Annotated in this window: 16 protein-coding genes; 3 read left to right on the top strand and 13 right to left on the bottom strand. The window is 63.5% G+C overall.

The features are described 5' to 3' along the window. Positions 1-59: 59 nt before the first annotated feature. The 7 genes from KIH77_RS02510 to KIH77_RS02480 form a co-directional block, all read right to left on the bottom strand. The gene (locus KIH77_RS02510; RefSeq protein WP_219099499.1) at positions 60-2,504 is read right to left on the bottom strand and encodes a S9 family peptidase; all 2,445 of its coding nucleotides are present in this window, start codon (positions 2,502-2,504) and stop codon (positions 60-62) included. A 245-nt stretch (positions 2,505-2,749) separates the two neighbouring features. Further along, complete coding sequence (locus KIH77_RS02505; RefSeq protein WP_219099498.1) at positions 2,750-3,997, bottom strand: App1 family protein phosphatidate phosphatase; 1,248 nt, start codon at positions 3,995-3,997, stop codon at positions 2,750-2,752. A 29-nt stretch (positions 3,998-4,026) separates the two neighbouring features. Continuing rightward, a complete protein-coding gene (gene gcvH, locus KIH77_RS02500; RefSeq protein ID WP_219099497.1) occupies positions 4,027-4,467 on the bottom strand; it encodes a glycine cleavage system protein GcvH in 441 nt (146 codons plus the stop codon). 24 nt (positions 4,468-4,491) lie between these two features. Then, on the bottom strand, positions 4,492-6,078 hold the full coding sequence (locus KIH77_RS02495) for a L,D-transpeptidase (protein ID WP_219099496.1): 1,587 nt from the start codon (positions 6,076-6,078) through the stop codon (positions 4,492-4,494). 490 nt (positions 6,079-6,568) lie between these two features. After that, on the bottom strand, positions 6,569-7,621 hold the full coding sequence (nudC, locus tag KIH77_RS02490; RefSeq protein WP_219099575.1) for an NAD(+) diphosphatase: 1,053 nt from the start codon (positions 7,619-7,621) through the stop codon (positions 6,569-6,571). A 100-nt stretch (positions 7,622-7,721) separates the two neighbouring features. Then, positions 7,722-8,600, bottom strand: a complete 879-nt coding sequence (locus KIH77_RS02485; protein ID WP_236024403.1) for an alpha/beta fold hydrolase — start codon at positions 8,598-8,600, stop codon at positions 7,722-7,724. A gap of 124 nt (positions 8,601-8,724) precedes the next feature. Then, on the bottom strand, positions 8,725-9,348 hold the full coding sequence (locus KIH77_RS02480; protein ID WP_219099495.1) for an NUDIX hydrolase family protein: 624 nt from the start codon (positions 9,346-9,348) through the stop codon (positions 8,725-8,727). A gap of 211 nt (positions 9,349-9,559) precedes the next feature. Here KIH77_RS02480 and trxA point away from each other — a divergent pair, with 211 nt between their 5' ends. From trxA to KIH77_RS02465, 3 genes are all read left to right on the top strand, one after another. Next, positions 9,560-9,895: a thioredoxin gene (gene trxA, locus KIH77_RS02475; RefSeq protein ID WP_219099494.1), complete on the top strand. Its 336-nt coding sequence runs from the start codon at positions 9,560-9,562 to the stop codon at positions 9,893-9,895. A 180-nt stretch (positions 9,896-10,075) separates the two neighbouring features. Then, on the top strand, positions 10,076-11,164 hold the full coding sequence (locus tag KIH77_RS02470) for an aggregation-promoting factor C-terminal-like domain-containing protein (protein WP_219099493.1): 1,089 nt from the start codon (positions 10,076-10,078) through the stop codon (positions 11,162-11,164). Between the two features lie 312 nt (positions 11,165-11,476). Continuing rightward, positions 11,477-11,785, top strand: coding sequence for a hypothetical protein (locus tag KIH77_RS02465; protein ID WP_219099492.1), 309 nt, complete (start codon positions 11,477-11,479; stop codon positions 11,783-11,785). 1,274 nt (positions 11,786-13,059) lie between these two features. Here the strand turns inward: KIH77_RS02465 and pstB are convergent. The 6 genes from pstB to KIH77_RS02435 all read right to left on the bottom strand — a co-directional run bounded on the left by pstB (position 13,060) and on the right by KIH77_RS02435 (position 19,619). Then, positions 13,060-13,839, bottom strand: a complete 780-nt coding sequence (pstB, locus tag KIH77_RS02460) for a phosphate ABC transporter ATP-binding protein PstB (RefSeq protein WP_109136503.1) — start codon at positions 13,837-13,839, stop codon at positions 13,060-13,062. A gap of 32 nt (positions 13,840-13,871) precedes the next feature. After that, positions 13,872-14,864: a phosphate ABC transporter permease PstA gene (pstA, locus tag KIH77_RS02455; RefSeq protein WP_219099491.1), complete on the bottom strand. Its 993-nt coding sequence runs from the start codon at positions 14,862-14,864 to the stop codon at positions 13,872-13,874. Positions 14,865-14,869: 5 nt separating this feature from the next. After that, positions 14,870-15,826: a phosphate ABC transporter permease subunit PstC gene (pstC, locus tag KIH77_RS02450; RefSeq protein WP_219099490.1), complete on the bottom strand. Its 957-nt coding sequence runs from the start codon at positions 15,824-15,826 to the stop codon at positions 14,870-14,872. Positions 15,827-15,937: 111 nt separating this feature from the next. Further along, positions 15,938-17,074, bottom strand: coding sequence for a phosphate ABC transporter substrate-binding protein PstS (gene pstS / locus KIH77_RS02445; protein WP_219099489.1), 1,137 nt, complete (start codon positions 17,072-17,074; stop codon positions 15,938-15,940). A 396-nt stretch (positions 17,075-17,470) separates the two neighbouring features. After that, positions 17,471-18,175, bottom strand: coding sequence for a response regulator transcription factor (locus KIH77_RS02440; protein WP_219099488.1), 705 nt, complete (start codon positions 18,173-18,175; stop codon positions 17,471-17,473). A 106-nt stretch (positions 18,176-18,281) separates the two neighbouring features. Next, positions 18,282-19,619: a sensor histidine kinase gene (locus KIH77_RS02435; protein ID WP_219099487.1), complete on the bottom strand. Its 1,338-nt coding sequence runs from the start codon at positions 19,617-19,619 to the stop codon at positions 18,282-18,284. Positions 19,620-19,854: the final 235 nt, after the last annotated feature.

Raw genomic sequence — 19,854 nt, 5'->3', positions numbered from 1 at the left:
GCCGACGGATCCCCCTCCTCCGGAGGGGAGGGGGATCCGGAAAGAGTCCAAACGCCTGCCTATTCGGTGATGCCCATGACGGCGAGGCACCAGGCGTTCTCGTAGGCGATCTCCTGCCAGCGCTTGTACCGGCCCGTCACGCCGCCATGGCCGGCCTCGACCTCGATCTTCGCGACGGCGTCGACCTCGGCCTCGGGCTCCTGCAGGCGGGCCAGCCATTTGAGCGGCTCCACATACAGCACGCGCGTGTCGTTCATCGACGTGGTGATGAACATGGACGGGAAGTGGCGGGTGCCGTACTCCTGCTCGCGCTCGTCGGCGTCCTGCACGTTCTCGTACGGGGAGTACTGCTTCATGTAGCGGTAGACCTCGGCGTTGTGCAGCGGGTCGCCCCATTCGTCCCATTCGGTGACGGTGAGCGGCAGCGACGTGTCGAGGATGGAGGTGAGCGCATCCACGAACGGCACGTCCGCCTCGATGCCGGCGTACAGCTGCGGCGCCATGTTGGCCACCGCGCCCATGAGCAGGCCGCCGGCCGAACCGCCGTTGGCCACGGTGCGCTTCGGGTCGGCGATGCCGTTGCGCTGCAGGGCGGCGGTCACGTCGATGAAATCGATGAACGTGTTCATCTTGTTGAGCTTGCGGCCCTGCTCGTACCAGCCGCGGCCGAGCTCGCCGCCGCCGCGCGTATGCGCCACCGCATACAGCACGCCGCGGTCAAGCATACTGAGGCGCGGCACGGAGAAGCTCGGGTCGGAGCTGATCTCGTAGGCGCCGTAGCCGGTGATGAACATCGGGGATTCACGCCGGTCGTAGCGGGCCGACATGTCCTCGTAGGAGAGGATGAGCTCGCGGGGCACCTCGATGACCTCATCGGTCAGGCCCTCCTTCGCGCCACGGAGCGCGGGGATGCGCCCACGACGCCACACCAGCGAGACGGGCACATGCTCGCCGTCGCGCACACGCACCCACATGCGCTTCTCCGCGTAGTCGGCGGGGTCGAAGTCGCCGAGCACGGTGGCGCGCTTGAGCAGCACGTCGGTGTCGGTCTCGGGGTCGTATTCGTGCAGCTCCCCCGGCTGCGTGTAGCTCACCGTGGTGTAGCGCAGGCGCGGCGCATCATACGAGGGGTTGCCGCTCATGCCGATGGAATACAGCTTGCCGTCCACGCGGGGCACGATGCCGCCGAACCCCCACGGGCGCCCGGCGAGGAAGTCGTCCTTGGCGGCCCGCTTGGGCATGACGGCCAGCTGCGGCAGGCTGTCGGCGCGGTACGAGAGCACCACGAAGTTGCGGTACATGGCGATGCCCTCGATGCGCAGCCCCTGCACGTCCTGCAGTATCTCCGGATTGTTCGTGATGTCGCTGAGCGTGCTGATGGACTGGTATCGGATGGCGCGCGTCTCGGGGGTGGGCTTGTGCCCGTGCGGCGGCTCGCATCCGGCCGGCGAGCCCTGCGCCACGCACACGCCCTCGCCCAGCTCGTACGGCGGCTCATGCGTGCGCATGTCGATGACGTCGATCTCGAAGTTCGGGTTGGTCACGTTGTGGATGACCAGCGCCACGGGGATGTCGCCGCCCTCGTCCTCGAAACGGGCGAAGCTCACGTCGTATTCCACACCTTCGACGCGCCGGATGAACGGCTCGAACTCGCCTTCCGGGTTCTCCACGGGCAGCATGAGCACCTCGGACGTGGTCTTCGACCCGGATTCGATGATGATGTGGCGTTCGTCGAACGACAGTCCAACGCCCACCCAGAAGCGTTCGTCGGGGTCGTCGTAGACCTTCACGTCCTCGGATGCGTCGGTGCCGACGCGGTGCCGCCACACACAGTACGGCCTCCATGCGTCGTTCACGCGCGTATAGAACACCCATTTGCCGTCGGGCGTGATGCACCCGCCGCCGGCCACCTCGTGGATGACCTCGGGGAAGTCCTCGCCGGTGGCGAGGTCGCGAATTCGCAGATCGTAGCGTTCGTTGCCGCTGACGTCCACGCTGTAGGCCATCATGCGGCCGTCATGGCTCAGGTCGAGGCCGCCGACGTTGAAGAAGTCATGGCCTTCGGATTCGGTGTTGCAGTCGAAGACGACCTCCTCGCCGTCCAGCGGCTCCGACACCCCGGCCGCGGAGAAGCTCGGCGGGTTCCAGTCGTTCTCGCCGCGGATCGGCACGCGGCATTGGATGCCGTACTGCTTGCCCTCTTCGGTGCGGGTGAAGTACCAGTATCCGTTCATGCGCGTGGGCACCGACATGTCGGTCTGCTGCACGCGGGAGCGGATCTCGTCGAACAGCGTGCCACGCAGCGTCTTCAGTCCCGCCATGCGTTGCTCGCAGTACTCGTTCTGTGCGGCGACGTACCGCTGCACGCGGTCGGATTCCTTGTCGCGCATCCACTCGTATGGGTCGACGAACGAATCGCCCTGCGCACGACGTCGATGCGGCTCCTTGATCGCCTCCGGCGGTTTGAGCCCCTTTACTGCTGACCAGCCATTCTCCAAAACCATAAGGTACAGTATCGCACCATTGGCGAAAATCAGCCAATCCACCTGTCCACATGTCATCCTGAGCGAAATCCCTCACCTCACATGTCATCCTGAGCGAAATCCCTCACCTCACATGTCATCCTGAGCGAGCGCAGCGAGTCGAAGGATCCATGAACCTGGTGGAAAGATCCTTCGGCTCTGTCCTACGGACTGCGCTCAGGATGACGGAGGATGGAGAACGCTCCTCGACGACAGTGGCCGTCTTCCTAGTGGAAGAGGTTCTTGAGGTAGGGCATCATCGTGTTCATGAGATTGACGCCGTTGGGGCCGTAGAACACGGGGACGTCGATTTCAGGCGAGGGCGGCACGACGCCGGTGACGCGCTGCGGCAGCGACCGGCCCATGTCGGTGGGGCCGAGCTGGCGGATGCCGATGGCGATGACGCGGCCCTTGTACCGCTGCGCGATGGTGGAATACGTGGTCGGGTCCTTCTGCCCGTCGTCGCCGAGGAGGATGAACCGCATCTCGGGGAAGTCGGCCATGAGCTGCTCCACGAATTCGAGCTTGTGCTGCACGCCGGTGGGGATGAACGTCTTCGGCCGCGGGTCGAGGTCGCGCAGCAGCAGCGGCCCTTCCGGGAACCCGTGGTACTCGATGAAGTGCCGGATGGAGCTTTCGACGTTCCACGGCGACGTAGACAGGTAGAAGAACGGCGCGTCGGGGAAAAGTTCGCGCAGTTTCGAATAGAACACCGACATCGAGGGCACCGACATGCGTTTGCGCGGGTCGAGGAACAGCATGTTGAACACGGCGCGCCACAGCGTTGGCACCTGCGTGACCATGACCGTGTCGTCGATGTCGGAGATGATGCCGACCTTGGCGTCGGCGGGGATTGTGTAGAGCTGCGAATGGACGGGATGGCGTCCGTCGACGATGTACGAGACATCATGCTTGCCGGGCGTCAGCTCCCGTTCGGCCACGAGGTCGAGATAGCCCTGGGAGTCGGAGACGGCGAATTCGCTGCTTTGCTCGCGGGACGCGTCCACGGCGTCGAACAGTTCGGAGTCGCCGACCTGCACGGTGCGCAGCGGGATGTCGTCGATGCTGATTCGCACCTGCGTTTCGGCGGCCGGCACCATGAACGCGGCGCGGATGCCGCGCATGACGAGGCCGGCGGTGCGGCGCACGGGGGCGTAGACGGTGCGGCAGATCAGGCGGGAGTACGCGCCGGTGCCATAGCCGACGTACGGCTCCACGCGCGGAAACCACCCGAGACGCCGTGCGACCGCGGTGGCGGACATGCTCCACAACCCGAACGCCCTGGTGATGGAGTGCCGCATGACGCGCACGCCGAACGGTTTGAAGTCGGTGCGTTCCCGGCGGCTGGCGGTCTCGAAGTTCGAAGTGGCCGGCTGCGCGATGATCGGCCGCTCGCCGTTGTGGCGCGTGCCGTCGTTCCCGCCGTCGTGATTGTGTTCCCGGTCGTGATTGTGTTCCCGAGTGGTTTCAACCATGGTCTACCTTCGGATTGTCTACCTTCGGATTACTGATGCAGTACCTTGGCGTATTCCTCCGCGGTGAGCAGGTCGGGCTCGTCGTCATCGAGGGCGATCTTGACGAGCCAGCCTTCGCCGTACGGATCGGTGTCGACGACCGACGGATCGTCGTAGGCCTCGCGGTTCACGTATTTGACGGTGCCGGACACCGGGCTGATCATCGGGGTCACGGCCTTGGAGGATTCGAGGGAGACGATTTCGTCGCCGGCCTCGACCCGCGTGTCCGTTTCGGGGAATTCGATGAAGACGAGCTCGCCGAGTTCCTGGACGGCGTGCTCGGTAACGCCGATGACCACGGGGTCGACGGAATCGTCGACCCAAACGTGGTCATCGGTGTAGTGGAGATGGTCGGGAATGTCGACGCTGGCGGCCGCGGCCGCTGATGCGTCGTCGATTCCGGATTCGTAATCGTGCTGTGCGTCTGTCATACCGACAAGCGTACCGTCAGGCGTTTACCTCACGGCGCCGCTGGGCGTGCTGCCGATGACCTGCACCATGCCGCCGACCGGCAGGAAGTCGTAGACCCACTTGGCGTCGGCGACGTTCATGTTGGTGCAGCCGTGCGACTTCGGCGTGCCGCTGGCGATGCCGTCGGGGTTCCATGGGGCGCCGTGGAAGCCTTCGCCGCCGTTGTAGTACGTGACCCACGGCACGTTCGGCGTGACGTAGTCCTCGCCGACCATGGTCTGGCTCTCGTACTTGAGCGTGGCGAAGAAGGTGCCGGTATCGGTCGGCGTGCTGGGCTTGCCGGTGGAGACGTTGAAGGTCTTGACCAGCGTGGTGCCCTTGTAGGCGAATGCCTGCTGCTTGCTGAGGTCGATGACCATGTGCGGGTCGCCGTTGGGCACGTCGTAGCGCACCTTGCGGGACTTGGTGTCGTACTTCGTGACCTTGGTGTTGGCCTTGATGGTGCCGGAGGTACCGTTCTGGAGGGCGGCGGCCACCTGCTTGGCGGTGTCGGTCAGGTCGCTGTTCACCTCGACGCCGTTGACGCCCTTGACGTTCGTGGTGATGACGGTGCCTTCGGTGTTGACGACGTTCTCCTCGGTGACCATCTTCTGGTTGAGGGCGCCCGGCAGGGCGCTGGAGAGATAGGAGTTGATGGCGTTCTGGTCGTACGAGAGGGAGATGGTGCCCTTGGTGAGGTCCTCGTTCACCTTGATCCACTTGGCGATCTGCGCGGCGGGGATGGTGAGCGTCTTGTCGTCGCCGTTGGAGATGACGAGCTGGCTGCCCAGACGCGTGTTGGCGTCGGCGGCGGCCTTCGCGGCGGTGGAGTCGGAGATGGCCGGCTTGGTGCTCTCGGTCTCGACGGAGACCTTCTGGGCGTTGCCGGGCTGGGCGAGGAGCTCGCTGATCTTGGCGGTCACGGCCTCGGTCTTGGGGGCCTGGCCGACCTTGCTCGCCGTGGTGACGTACTTGGAGCCGTCGTATTTGACGGTGGCGTTCTCGGCGCGGGCGTCCTCGCCGACGAGCTTGTCGGTGAGGTACGTGGTCATGGCCAGGTTGTCGGTGGAGGCCTTGAGCGGCACCGACGTCTTGGCGAACGGGTTGACCTTGGCGAGGAAGTTGTCCTTGTTGGCGTTGAGCAGGTTGTTCACCGTGGCGTCGACGTCGACGGTGGTGCCGAGGTCCTTCAGCGATGCGGTGGCGGACTTGCCGTCCTTGCCGGAGACCTGGATGGTGGAGTTCCGGACCGCGTCGTTCACGGTGGTCTTGAGCTCGTCGGCGCTCTGGCCGGCGACCGAGATGCCGCCGAGCTGCACGCCCGGGGCGGCTTTGTCCTTGAAGTAGAGCTGGCCGCCGCCGATGTAGCCGACGAGGGCGAGCACCACCACGGCAATCAGGGAGAGGACCACGATCAGACCGACGTTCCTCTTCCTGGCGGCGGGCCTGTGTCCACCAGCCATCGGGGGTACCGAAGCCGCCCCCACGGCTCCGGCGTCCGCGGGCAGCGGTGCCATGGTCATCGTCTTGGCCTCGTCGGACGAGGCGTCTCCCGGAAGCGGCACCGGGGCGAAGTCCTTGTCATAAGTCATTGTGGTCCCATTTCTCGTGCATTCTCAACGTTCCCCACTATACCCGGCGAAATGACAATTGCCGATGGCGCGTATTGTGATTAATCCAACAACGAACGACCCCCGACCGTGTCCCTCGAAGGACACGATTCTCGTCTTGGATGGTATTCGGGCGTTTTGACGAGCGACACCACCTTCTTCTCATCCAGCGATACCACCTTCTTCTCATCCTGAGCGACGCCACCTCCTTGTCTTGTCATCCTGAGCGACGCCACCTCCTTGTCTTGTCATCCTGAGCGACGGCCGCAGGCCGGAGTCGAAGGATCTTGCACCCCAATCAGCCCAAGATCCTTCGACTTCGCCGCAAGCGGCTTCGCTCAGGATGACAGGGGGGCGGCCGCTCAGGATGACAAAAGGTGCCCACTCAGGATGACAAGGGCGCGACGCTCCCGCCGGCGGGTGCTGTCGGCGAAGCTGACTGGGGGCGGCCGGGCACTTGCTCACCAGCCCACTACTGCAGGGGCTGGCCGTACCATTCCTCGAGCATGTAGCGGGCGATGGTGGCCTTGCCGGGCACGGCGATGCGGCCGGTGATCATGGCGTTGGTGAACTCGTCGCGGGTGAACCACTGCGCGGTGCCGGTCTCCTCGTGGTCCACGTGGATGTCGGTGGTCAGGGCGCGGGCCTTGAACGCCATCATCAGCGAAGCGGGGAACGGCCACGGCTGCGAACCGAGGTACTTCACCTCGCCAAGCGTGATGCCGGTCTCCTCCTTGGCCTCGCGGCGCGCGGCGTGTTCGAGGTTCTCCCCCGCCTCCACAAATCCGGCCGAGACGGAATACAGGTTGCCCTTCCAGGCCGTGTTGTGCTGGAGCAGCAGACGGTCGCTGCCGTCCACGATGGCGGTGATGACCGCGGGCTCGATGCGTGGGAACAGGATGCGATTGCCGTCGGCGGCGTTGGTGCAGCGCTGGGCCCATCCGGCGAGCGCCGCCTCCACGGGCGCGCCGCAGCAGGGGCAGAAGCGCTGACGGTTGTGCCAGATGCTTACGGTGACGGCGCTGGTGGCGAGCCCGGCGTCGCGCGAGCCGACGTGCGGGGCGAACCCGCGCAGGTCGACCCAGTCGAACTGTCGTGCGGCGCGGGAGACGAGCGAGCCGTCGTCGTCCCCGAACCCGTGGTCCACGCCGTGTTCGTCGGCGGGGACCGCCGAGACGGCCCTGGTGATGTCCAACGCCACGAAGTGGGTCCTGGGCGCGGCGCCGTTACGGTCGGTGCCGAGGAAGATGGCGGTGATGTCGCGGTGGCGGGCGAGGTCGTCGCGCACGTACATGCCGGGGATGAGCGCGGGGCGGATCTTGGCGGCGTCGTAGTCCACGGCCGCGCCCTGCCCCTTGGGCACGGCGATGAGCCCGTTGTTGACCAGCATGACCTTGGTGGCGGATTCGTCCAGGACCACGTCGATGAGTCCGGGCTCGCCGCGGCGTTCGACCTCGTAGTCGATGGTGCCTTGGGCGAGCGGGAGGAACGGCAGCGCCTGGGTGAGCGCCAGCGGGGAGAACATGGCGTTGTTGGTGTTCACGGTGGTTTCGGTCATGCTGATACTTCCTTCGATGACTGGATGTCGTGGAGCATGCGCAGCGCTCCACGGCGTATCGTGCGCGTCACGCGCGCTGCTGGACGTCGATGATGGCCTGCGCCACGACGTCGGGCTTCTCCACGCAGGTGAAGTGGCCGGCGTCCTCCACGACGGTGAACGAGGCGTCGGTGCCGGTCATGCGTTCCTTCATCGGGCGCATCCGGTCGGGCGCGCTGGAGGGGTCGAGCGTGCCGGAGACCAGTCCCGCCGGCACGGTGATCTTCGCGAGCTGGGGCGTTTCGTCGGGGCGTCCGGCGGCCATGCGCTGGCGCCACGCCACGCCCTTCGGATCCTGCTCATTGATCCATCGGGTGAACAGGTCCACGAACGCCTTCGATTTCTTGAGTGCGGAGTCGCCGGGCTGGGGCTGGGCGAAGTGCATGACCGGGGCCACGGTGTCGTGCTCCTCGCATTCCGTGGCGATGCGCAGCCTGTTGGCGCGGGATTCGGGGCCGTCACCCTCTGATTTGGTGTCGCACAGCACCATGCCGGCCACGACCTCGGGGTGCAGACGGTGCACGGCGAGCGTGAGGTAGCCGCCCATGGAGATGCCGACCCAGACGGCCTTGTCGTGGCCGGTGGCCTTCAACGCCTCGACGAACGATTCGGCCATGCGGTCCATGGCTTCGGGGTAGGCGCCATCGTCGGCCACCGGCCCGGTCTCCTCGGCATCGGGCACGGGGCAACGCCCGGCGCCCGGCATCTCCAGCGCGTACACGCCGAACGGCTTCAGCCCCTCCTCGTCGGAAAGCCGGCAGATCGCGGCCGCACAGTCGTCCCAGACGCGGTGGTCCACGGGGAACGCATGCACGAGCACCACCGGCACGGCCTCCTCGGCGGGGTCGGCGCCGGGACCAGCCTCCATCACGTCACGGTATATGGTCGTGAGAATCGTCATCGTCATATCAGCGGCATCTCCTCGTCATCGTTATCGTCGTTGTTATCGTTATTGTCATCATCGTTGTCGTCTTATTTCGTTCCGCCGTCACCGTCCGCTCCGGCCGTCGTCAGGACATGCCGGGCACGGATCATTCGGCCCAGGCGATCGCCTGGCGAATGATCTGGTCGTGGCCGTTCGGCATCTGCGCCAGGAAGTCGGGCCTGGTCACCTCGGCCGGGCTCAGCCATTCCACGTCGAGCGTCTCGTCCTGAGGCTTGCAGTCGCCGGCGATCAGCACGACGTAGCACAGCGCCACCGCATGCTGGCGCGGGTCGTAGTAGCGTGAGACGCCGGGCGTGGGGAAGAACTCGGCCACGCTGAACGGCTGGAGGTTCACCGGCAGCACCGGCAGCGCGATGTCGCCCAGGTCCTTGGAGATATTGCGGGCCACGGCCTCACGCAGCGATTCGTGGAACAGCACGCGCCCGGTGATGAGCGTGCGTTCGATGGAGCTGTCGTCCCCCACGCGCAGCAGCGTGCCCACCTTGCTGATGCGGCCGAACTCGTCGGTACGCACGGGCACGACCTCCACATAGACGATGGGCATCTCCCTGCGCACGTGGTCGATTTCGGAGGAGTCCATCCATCCGGGCGGGTTGCCATGCCCCGATCCGCGGATGAAATCGTCGGGCGTGATGTTGTCGAATTCGCCACGGCGTCGTGATGCGTCGTAATCGCCCTCGTCGGGCACTTCGTCATTAAGAACCGGCATGGGTCCATTATCATGCCGCCACATGACCTTTGCGTGACCATTCGCTGAAAACCTGCGAAATGTCGGGGACGATGTGCGCCCTGAGCGTAGTCCGGCCCGTCCGTTGGCGAGTCACGGACTCTGTGAGATGCTTGAATACGGCAGAATCCGTAAGCATACGAACAACGTATTGATATACGTATATATAGATACATATATAGAGGAGTGAATCATGGCAACGCATGAGCTGACCGCCGAGAACTTCGAGACGACCATCAAGGAGCATCCGCTCGTCTTCATCGATTTCTGGGCCACGTGGTGCGGACCGTGCCGCGCGTTCGGCCCGATCTACGAGGAGGCGTCGAACCAGCATGACGACATCTACTTCACCAAGGTCGACATCGACCAGCAGCAGGGTCTTGCCGAAGCCGCCGAAATCAGCGCCGTCCCCACGCTGATCGTCATCAAGGACGGGGCGGTGATCTTCAAGCAGGCCGGCGCGCTGCGCGCCTCCGGACTCGACGAACTCATCGTCAAGGTCAAGGAGAACGCCGCCGAAGGCAAGTGACGAACCGGCCGCAAGGGTTTTCCCATCGGCTCCCCTCATGGTTGAGGGGAGCCATCAATCGAAGACCGGCAGGGGGAGTTGCATTCAGGGGGTTGATTCCCTCCCCATTTGCCGCGGTCATCATAGGTCGCTAAAATATGGTGGCAGTGTGAGACTTTATAAGTCTACGTAAGGAGATTTATGACAAGCCACCGCAAGGAAAAGGCTTCCATTTTCAAACGCGTTACCCGCCGTCAGTGGATTCGTTCAGGCGCCATCGTCGCCGCGGCGGCACTGCTGGTCACGGGTGGTTTCGTCTCCCGTGACTTCTACAAGACCAACGTCAACCGCACCAGCACGTCGACGATTTCCGCCTACTCCGCCACCAAGAGCGACGAGGTCGACCAGTTCCAGGCCGCGTCCCGCGGCGAGCTGCGCGACGACATCAAGGCCGGCCGGCGCGGCGCCGACGCCAACACCTCGTACGTGAAGGTCGTCATCAACGGCAATTCACGCGTGGTGCTCGGCGAGAACTTCACCGACGTCAAATCCGTGCTCCAGCAGGGTGGCATCACCCTCGAACCGGAGGACACCGTCTCCCCCGCGCTGAACACGAAGGTGAACGAGTCCACGACCATCACCATCGAACGCGCCGGATCGACCATTGAGACGAGCGAGAAGGCCATTCCGTTCAACACCGTCGAGAAGAAGACCGACGCCCTGCCCGAAGGCACCAAGAAGGTGCAGGAGGAAGGCGAGAAGGGCATCATGGAGATGACCAACCTCGTCACCAAGGCCGGCGGCAAGATCGCGGAGTCGAACACCATCAGCTCGTGGGTGAAGAAGGCCCCGAAGTCCAAGGTCATCCTCATCGGCACCGGCTCCACGCAGAGCCAGAGCACGGGTTCGTCGTCGAGCGGTTCGTCGTCGAATTCGGGTTCATCGTCCTCGTCGTCCGATTCCGGGAACCTGGGCACCACGGTCCCGGCCAGCGAGATGCAGAAGTGGGCACACGACTATCTGCTCGCCAACGGCTACAACGAATCGGACTTCACGGCCACGGTGTACATCATCAACCACGAGTCCGGCTGGGATCCGACCGCCACGAACCCGTCCTCGGGTGCGTACGGCCTGCCCCAGGCCCTACCCGGCAGCAAGATGGCCTCCGCGGGCGCGGACTGGCAGACCAACTACCAGACGCAGCTCAAGTGGTTCCTCAGCTACTGCAACGAACGCTACGGCAGCGTGCAGGGAGCCTACAACTACTGGCTGAGCAACCATAGCTACTGATTCATCGGCATACCTTTCGATGATCCCCGGTATCCATAATCCGTATGGGTATCGGGGATTTTTCGTATGCGTTCGGGATTGTCGCATCCGGGCGAGGGTCTTCCCTCCCCGCCTCCCCCGGCGTGGGCCGACGACGGCTACGGCTACGGCAGACCCACATCGACTTCCAACGATGCTCCTCTCCCGGCATGGTCTGATGACGGACCGCCACGATGACCACTACGATGATGACCGCTACGATGGTGAAATGAGCGTGGTTGCCGGCATGACGAGGGCCGGACGACCGGTCGATGCTCGGAACGGAGATGACTGATGTTCGGTAAGGCGAAACGCAGAACCGCGGTCTGCTGGGGAACGATCGTGCAGAACGGCAGACAGGGCGGCAGCGGCACGATTTCGGTGATTGTGGAATTCCAGGCCAATGGAGTCGTATACCGTTTCGAAGAGCCGTTGCATATGAGGTGCTCGGCCATCAAGCTCGGTCCCATCCCCATCGGCCAGCGGTGGACGCCGGTTCTGGAGCATACCAATCGGGGCGCCGCCGTCGTCGTCTGCTATGACCCCGCCGACCCCACGAACGCGAAGATGCGCGACAACGTGGGCGGCATCACCGTCGACTAGGGTTCCAACCACTCCCGTCACGCCCAGATTCACACAGGTCTTATGGGTTTGTGGGTCCATCGGGTCGTTGCCAATTCAGGTTTGTGGGTCTGGCGGATCGCCGAATCGGGTTTGTGGGTCCATCGGGTTGCCAAATCAGGTTTGTGGGTCTAGCAGGCCGCCAATTCGGACTTGTGGGCCTGACGAGTCATCAATTCGGGCTTGTGGGTCCATCGGGTTGCCAAATCGGGCTTGTGGGTCCATCGGTTCGTGTCAATCAGAATTGTGGGTCCGACGATTCTCTAAGTCAGGTTTGTGGGTCCATCGGATTGCCAAATCGGGCTTGTGGGTCCATCGGTTCGTGTAGAGGGGATTTTCGACGTCCCCACGTATATCCCGGACCCACAAACCTCTTAATGAACGGATTCACCCACGGTTACTGAACACCCCGGACCCACTAACGGCCGGAACCAATCCACCAGACCCACAAAACCAAACCTCAGACCCACAAACCACACGCGTAGACCCACAAAACCGTTAGGATAGACCCACAGAACCCACAGAACCGAGCTGTGGGTCTATCGGGTCACGATAAAACAGGATTGTGGGTCTGACAAGCCGCCAAATTAGGCTTGTGGGTCTATCGGCTCGTGTAAACAGGATTTTCGACGTCCCCACGTATATCCCGGACCCACAAACCCATTAATGAACGGATTTGCCCACGGTTACTGAACACCCCGGACCCACTAACGGCCGGAACCAATCCACCAGACCCACAAACCCAACGTAAGGACCAACAAGCCGAACCCACGGACCCACAAGCCGAACCCACGGACCCACAAGCCATACGCGACGACCCACAAAACTATTGGAATAGACCCACGAATCCGTTGATACACCCACAAAACCGTTGGTATGGACCCACAAACCGAACATACGGGCCATGTATGTGCCGTACGGGCTTACGTATGGGTCATATACGGGCCATGAACGCAAAAACTCCTGTCTGCGCGAGGCAGTACAGGAGTCTTGGTATCCCCCGTCGGAGAGAAGAAACAGAACGACGGGGGAAGAGTCGTACCGTTGGACGTCGTATGTCCGTGGGACCGGCCAGCGATGGTCATCGCATCCGTTGTTGCACTCTGATTCGGATGCCGGTCCGTGGAGCATCGTCGCCGTCGTGCCGGTTCACGCGGCACAGGCCATGGCCATGGCCACGGATGGCGGCCTGACATGGGACCCTATGCCACGGGAACGAACATCGACGACCTTCGACGATCGTCCAACGGCGGGGATCAGCCGAAGCGGCCGGAGATGTAACGCTCGGTGTCCTTTTCCTTCGGGTTCTCGAAGATGACCTTGGTCTCGTCCATCTCGACGAGGTGACCGGGCTGGCCGATCTCCTTGAGGTTGAAGAAGCCGGTGTAGTCGGACACACGGGCAGCCTGCTGCATGTTGTGCGTCACGATGACGATGGTGTAGTCCTTCTTCAGCTCGTTGATCAGATCCTCGACGGCGAGCGTCGAGATCGGGTCGAGGGCGGAGCAGGGCTCGTCCATGAGCAGCACCTGCGGGTGCACGGCGACGGCGCGTGCGATGCACAGACGCTGCTGCTGGCCACCGGAGAGGCCGATGCCGGGGTTGTCGAGACGGTCCTTGACCTCGTCCCACAGGTTGGCGCCGCGGAGGGCCCACTCGACGAGCTCGTCGGCGTCGGACTTGCTGACGGAGCGGTTGTTGAGCTTCATGCCGGCGAGCACGTTCTCACGGATGGACATCGTGGGGAACGGGTTCGGGCGCTGGAACACCATGCCGACGTCACGACGGACGGCGACCGGGTCGACGTCCGGGCCGTAGAGGTTCTTGCCTTCGAGCAGGACCTCGCCGGTGACGTGGGCGCCGGGGATGATCTCGTGCATACGGTCGAGAGTGCGCAGCACGGTGGACTTGCCGCAGCCGGAAGGTCCGATGAACGCGGTGACCTTGTTCGGCTCGATCTTCATGTTGACGTCTTCGACGGCAAGGAAGTCGCCGTAGTAGACGTTCAGATGGTTGACATCAATTCGTTGTCCCATTTTGTTTCCTTATGTTTTCCGAATTACGGCGATTACTTCTGGGTGCCCTTGATGGCGAACACCTTGGCCACGATGCGGCCGATGATGTTGAGCAGGAGCACGATGATAATCAGCACGAGGGCGGCGGCCCAGGCGCGTTCCATACGGATGCCGGGGAGGCACGGCGGGTTCAGCGTGAGGGCCTTGGCCGAGCAGGTGGCCTGTCCCTGGGAGTATTCGTTGTAGACGTACACAGGCAGGGTGGTCATGCGTCCGTTGAACAGGTTGAAGTTCGTGTTGGCGATGAAGCCGGATGCGATGAGCAGCGGGGCGGTCTCGCCGATGACTCGTGCGATGGCGAGGATGGCGCCGGAGACGATGCCCGGCAGGGCCGTGCGCAGCACGATCTTCGTGATGGTGCGCTGCTTGGTGACGCCGAGTGCGTAGGAGCATTCGCGGAGGTCGTTCGGCACGATCTTCAGCATCTCCTCGCTGGTCTTCACCACGGTCGGAATCATCAGCAGCGAGAGGGCCACGGAGCCGACGAAGCCGTTGACGGTGTCGGGGCCGAACGCCATGGTGAACAGCGAGAAGGCGAACAGACCGGCGACGATGGAAGGAATACCGCTCATCACGTCGACCAGCAGGGAGATGGTCTGCGCCAGGGCGCCCTTCTGCGCGTATTCGACGAGGTACACGGCGCACATGAGGCCGATCGGGATGGAGATGACCATGGCGCCGAGCGTGATCTCCACGGTGCCGATGATGGCGTGGAGGATGCCGCCGTACGGGTACATGCCGCCGATGACGCCGACCATGTTGTGGCTCAGGAAGTAGGGCGTCAGGCGCTTGTAGCCATCGGCGAGGCAGGTCCACAGGACGGAGACCAGCGGGATGAGGGCGATCAGGAACGCGATGTAGATGAGGACTCGCATGGCGAGGTCCTTGTACTTGCGCGCCTGGTTGTAGGAGCGGCTCGGGGCGAACTTGTCGAAGTCCGGCTGCGGTCCGCGCTTGAACTCAGGATTGGTTGCTGCGGAAGTCATGTTGGTCAGTCCTTCTTATCCGTGATCTTGCGTGCGGCATAGTTCACGAGGAACGTGATGACGAACAGCACGAGACCGGTGGCGATCAGGGTGCTTACGCCGAGGCTGTTGGCCTCCGGGAACTGCGCGGCGATGTTTGCTGCGATGGTCTGGCTCTGGGATGCCTGGAGCAGCTTGAAGCTGTAGAGCATGCCCGGGGACAGGATCATGAGGACGGCCATCGTCTCGCCGAGTGCACGACCGAGGCCGAGCATGGAGGCGGAGATGACGCCGGACTTGCCGAACGGGATGACGGCGAGCTTGATCATTTCCCACTTGGTGGCGCCGAGCGCGAGGGCGGCCTCCTGCTGGAGGTTCGGGGTCTGCTGGAAGATATCACGCGAAACGGAGGTGATGATCGGCAGGATCATGACGGCGAGCACCACGGCGACCGTGGCGACGGTACGCGGCGGGTTGGAGGCCGGTCCCTGGAAGATGTACGTCCAGCCGAGGTACTTGGCGAACCAGGCCCACACGCCGTAGATGTGCGGCACGAGGACCAGACCGCCCCACAGACCGTAGATGACGGAGGGGATGGCGGCGAGCAGGTCGATGACGGCGCTCAGGACGGAGGACAGCTTCGGGGAGGCGTAGTGGGAGATGAACAGTGCGATGCCCACCGCGATGAAGAAGGCGATGATCAATGCCAGCGCGGAGACCAGGATGGTTCCGAAGACCAGCGGGAGCACGTACTGCCAGAAGTTATGGGCGGCGCCACCGGAGAAGCCCTCGATGGTGGCCTGGTTGGCGGCCTTGTCGCCGACGAGCAGCGGCATGGCCTTGACGAACAGGAAGATGAACACGGCCGCGAGTGCGACAAGAATCAGGATGCCGCAGGCGTAGGCCACTCCCTTAAACACTTTGTCGGCCGTTTTGCCGTCGCTGACGGACTCCGCGGATGCCGACTTCGTTTGAGAAGTCACCTCATTCTCCTTCAATTGGTTTTCTCATGCGAATGCGTCCCGTTCACCTCTCCGCGACCGCTGTGTCGCGATGTTGCGGAAGAAGCGAACGGGACGCACCACGTTCGAGTATTACTTGGTCTGGATGGCGTCGATGGACTTGGTGACCTTCGCGCGCAGGGTGTCGGACATCGGGGCGGAGCCGGCGGTGTCGGCGGCGGTCTGCTGGCCGTCCTTGCTCACCACGTAGGTGAGCCACTGCTTGGCGAACTCAGCCTTGTTGGCGTCCTTGTAGGCGGGGCAGACGATGTCGTAGGAGACGAGCACGACCGGGTAGGCGCCGTCCTCGGTGGTCTTGTGGTCAAGCTTGATGACCACGCGGTTGTCGCCCTTGGCGGACTCGTCCTGCGGGGAGGCGTCAACGACCTTGGCGGCGGCTTCGGCCGAGTACGGCACGTACTTCTCGCCGACCTTGACGGCCACGGTGCCGAGGTCGCCGGCCTGGGAGGCGTCGGCGTAGCCGATGGTGCCTTCGGCCTGGGTCACGGTGGAAATCACGCCGGAGGTGCCCTTGCCGCCCTGGCCGACGTTGTTCGGCCAGTTCTCGCCGACCTCGTACTTCCAGTTGGCGTCGCCGGCGGCGTCCTTGACGTAGCTCAGGAAGTTCTTGGTGGTGCCGGACTTATCGGAACGGTGCACCACGGTGATGTCGGTGGACGGAAGCTTGGCGTCCGGGTTCTGCTTGGTGATGGCAGGATCGTTCCACTTGGTGATCTTGCCGTCGAAGATCTTGGCGATGGTCTCGGCGTCGAGATTGATGTGCTTGTCGGCACCGTTGAGGCCAGCGGACTTCAGGTTGTAGACGATGGCGATCGGGGAGATGTAGACCGGCACGTCGAAGGCGGTCTTGCCTTCGCACACGCTCTTGGACTGCTCGACCTGGTCGGCCTCGAGCGGGGCATCGGAGCCGGCCCACACGGCGGCACCGTTCAGGAAGTTGGTCACGCCAGCGCCGGAACCGGACGGATCGTAGGCGATCTTGGCGTTGGGCTGCTGGCCGTTGAAGCCGGCGATCCAGGCGTCGACGGCGCTCTTCTGGGAGGAGGCGCCGGCACCGGAGAACTCGCCGCTCAGCTGGGCGCCGGAAGCGGCGGAGCTGGAGGAGGAGCTACCGTTGCTGGAGGTGTTGTCGCCACAGGCGGCAAGAGAAGCCAACATCGCCAGGCCGGAAACCACGGCCATGGAGCGAAGCAGAAGATTCTTTCGCATAACTATTTCCCTCTTATCTGTCACGCGCCCGGCAGGTCCGGGCCCGTTGCACGTCTTCCTCGGTGCTGTACTTGAAACTCGTACACGGCCGACGTGCTTTGTTATGACAATTCAAGGTTATTGATGGTTTCGAGGGTCGGAGACCAAAAACGGTAAACAGTCAGTGAACTTGTGCTGATATCTGTTTTGTAGGTTTTGACCCATATTCCATGTAATCGCGCCACGTCATGGCAATCCTTGGAAACACTAGGGTTTTCTTAGCGCTCAGACGACGTCCCACTATATGAAAATACGCGCCGGGCCAATGGTCCGACGCGTAGTTACATCATCAGAAAATTCAAAAACTACGTATTTTGTTCATTGCGCGGAATACATGACTACGCCCGCGCGACGCCGTCACGCCGCCGGTTCGTCGATCTTGTAGCCGAGGCCGCGCACCGTGGTGATGTAATGCGGATGCGCCGGGTCCTCCTCGATCTTCGAACGCACGCGCTTGATGTGCACGTCGAGCGTCTTCGTGTCGCCGACGTAGTCGGATCCCCACACGCGGTCGATGAGCTGGTGACGGGTGAGCACACGGCCCTTGTTCTGCATGAGGTATTCGAGCAGTTCGAACTCCTTGAGCGGGAAGAACACGGTCTCACCGTGCACGGTGACCGAATGCTGGCCCACCTGCATGCAGATGGGGCCGCATACGAGCGGCAGGTCCTCGCTGGCGGCGTCGCCGGAGACGGCGGCGGACTGGTTGCGGCGCAGCACGGCGCGCACGCGGGCCAGCAGCTCGCGGAACGAATACGGCTTGGTCACGTAGTCGTCGGCACCGATCTCCAGACCCACGACCTTATCGATCTCCGAACTCTTGGCCGTGAGCATGATGATCGGCACACGGCTCTGCTCCCGGATGCGACGGCACAGCGAGGTGCCATCCAGGCCGGGAAGCATGAGGTCGAGCAGCACCAGGTCCACGCCGCCCTTGGTGAACAGCTCCAGCCCCTCCTCACCGGTGGCCGCGGCGATCACGTCATAGCCCTCATGCGTGAACTGGTAGACCAGCGGCTCACGGTAGGATTCCTCGTCTTCGACGATAAGTATGCGCGTCATATACGTTGACTTCCCCTTGACTCAGTTCGACTTACACAGGCCGGCGGAGCACACCGCCCTTACACAGACATCCCTATAGTAGACCCATGTCTTACGGGACGGTTAATCATGCCTGATTTTTTGACGTATTTGCCTTCGGCAGGCGGATGGTGAACGTGCTTCCCTCCCCCGGTCGCGACCATACGGATATGGTGCCGCCGGCCTCCTGCACGATGTGCTTGGTGATCGACAGGCCGAGACCGGTGCCGCCGGTGGCGCGCGAGCGCGCCGGGTCCACGCGGTAGAAGCGTTCGAAGATGCGACTCTGCGCCTCGGCGGGGATGCCGATGCCCTGGTCGATCACGCGGATGCTCACATCGTCGTCGTCCTGCTTGACGCTCACGCCGACGTGCGTGCCCTTGGGTGAGTAGTGGATGGCGTTTTCGACGAGGTTCTTGACGGCCGTCTTGATGGAGTCGGCGTCGGCGTTGACGATGATGGCGGGGGTCTTGCCGGCGGCGGGGCCGTCGCCGACGGTGTCGTCCTCGGCGTCGGCGGTGACGCCGACGGTGTCGTCGCCGACGTACATGCGCAGGTCGATGTTCGCCGCGTCGGCCTGCACCTTGTTCTCGTCCAACGCCTCGCGCACGATGCGCAGCACGTCGACCGGCTTGGCGTCGACGGCGGAGAGGCCGTCGTCGTCCTGCACCTTCTGCAACGCGATGAGCTTCTGCACGAGTTCGGTCAGACGCGCCGACTCCTTGGAGATGCGGCCGGAGAAGTACCGTACGGCGTCCGGGTCGTCGGCGGCGTCGGATACGGTCTCTGCCAGCAGGGAGATGGCCCCGGCGGGCGTCTTCAGCTCATGGGAGACGTTGGTGACGAAATCGCGTCGCATGCGTTCGAAGTTGCGTTGCTCACTGATGTTCTCAAGGAAGACCGCGTACAGCCGGTCGGCGCCGCCCGACGTGGACATGTCGTCCGGATCCGGCGATGCGCCGCCGGCGGGGGCGATGTCGGCGATGCGGCCGATGCGCGCGCGCAGGTAGACGGGCTCGCGTTCGGTGATGCGACCGGATTCCGCCTCGACGTCCATCTCTATCTCTCGGTCGCGGATCGTGTCGTCCGCGACCACCTGGTTGAGCATGTCGCGGATCTCGTTGGATTCGATGTGGCCGTCGACGACCACGCCGAGATGACCGGCTAGGGGGCTGACGTACCGCGCGCGGCCGAGTCCGTCGGTGAGGATGACGGCGCTGCGCATGACGTCGAGCAGGTTATGGGCGGCCTCCTGGGCGGAGACGCCCCTGCCGAACACCGTGGACGCGCGCTGGGCGAGCGAATCGGCGAGGCGGCGTTCGGCCTGGGCGGCGCCGGATTCGACGCCACTGCGGTAGGAGCGCCACACCAGCAGGGCGGATATGGCTGCGAGGAACAGGAAGACGATGGCGAAAACGTAAGGCATGGTCACGCAGCCTACGATACCCCATGCCGCGGCATCGTCAGCCCCCGGCCCCACCCTGCAATCCTGATTGGAGTCAGGCCCCATGTCATCCCGAGCGGAGTCGGACACCATGTCATCCTGATTGGAGTCAGCCCTCATGTCATCCTGAGCGGAGTCGTGAAACGACGAAGCCGAAGGATCTCCACACCACGCAAGATCCTTCGACTCGCTCCGCTCGCTCAGGATGACACGTCTC

Source organism: Bifidobacterium pluvialisilvae (assembly GCF_019331695.1).
GTDB classification, from domain to species: domain Bacteria; phylum Actinomycetota; class Actinomycetes; order Actinomycetales; family Bifidobacteriaceae; genus Galliscardovia; species Galliscardovia pluvialisilvae.
This window is presented reverse-complemented; position numbering and strand designations above follow the sequence as displayed.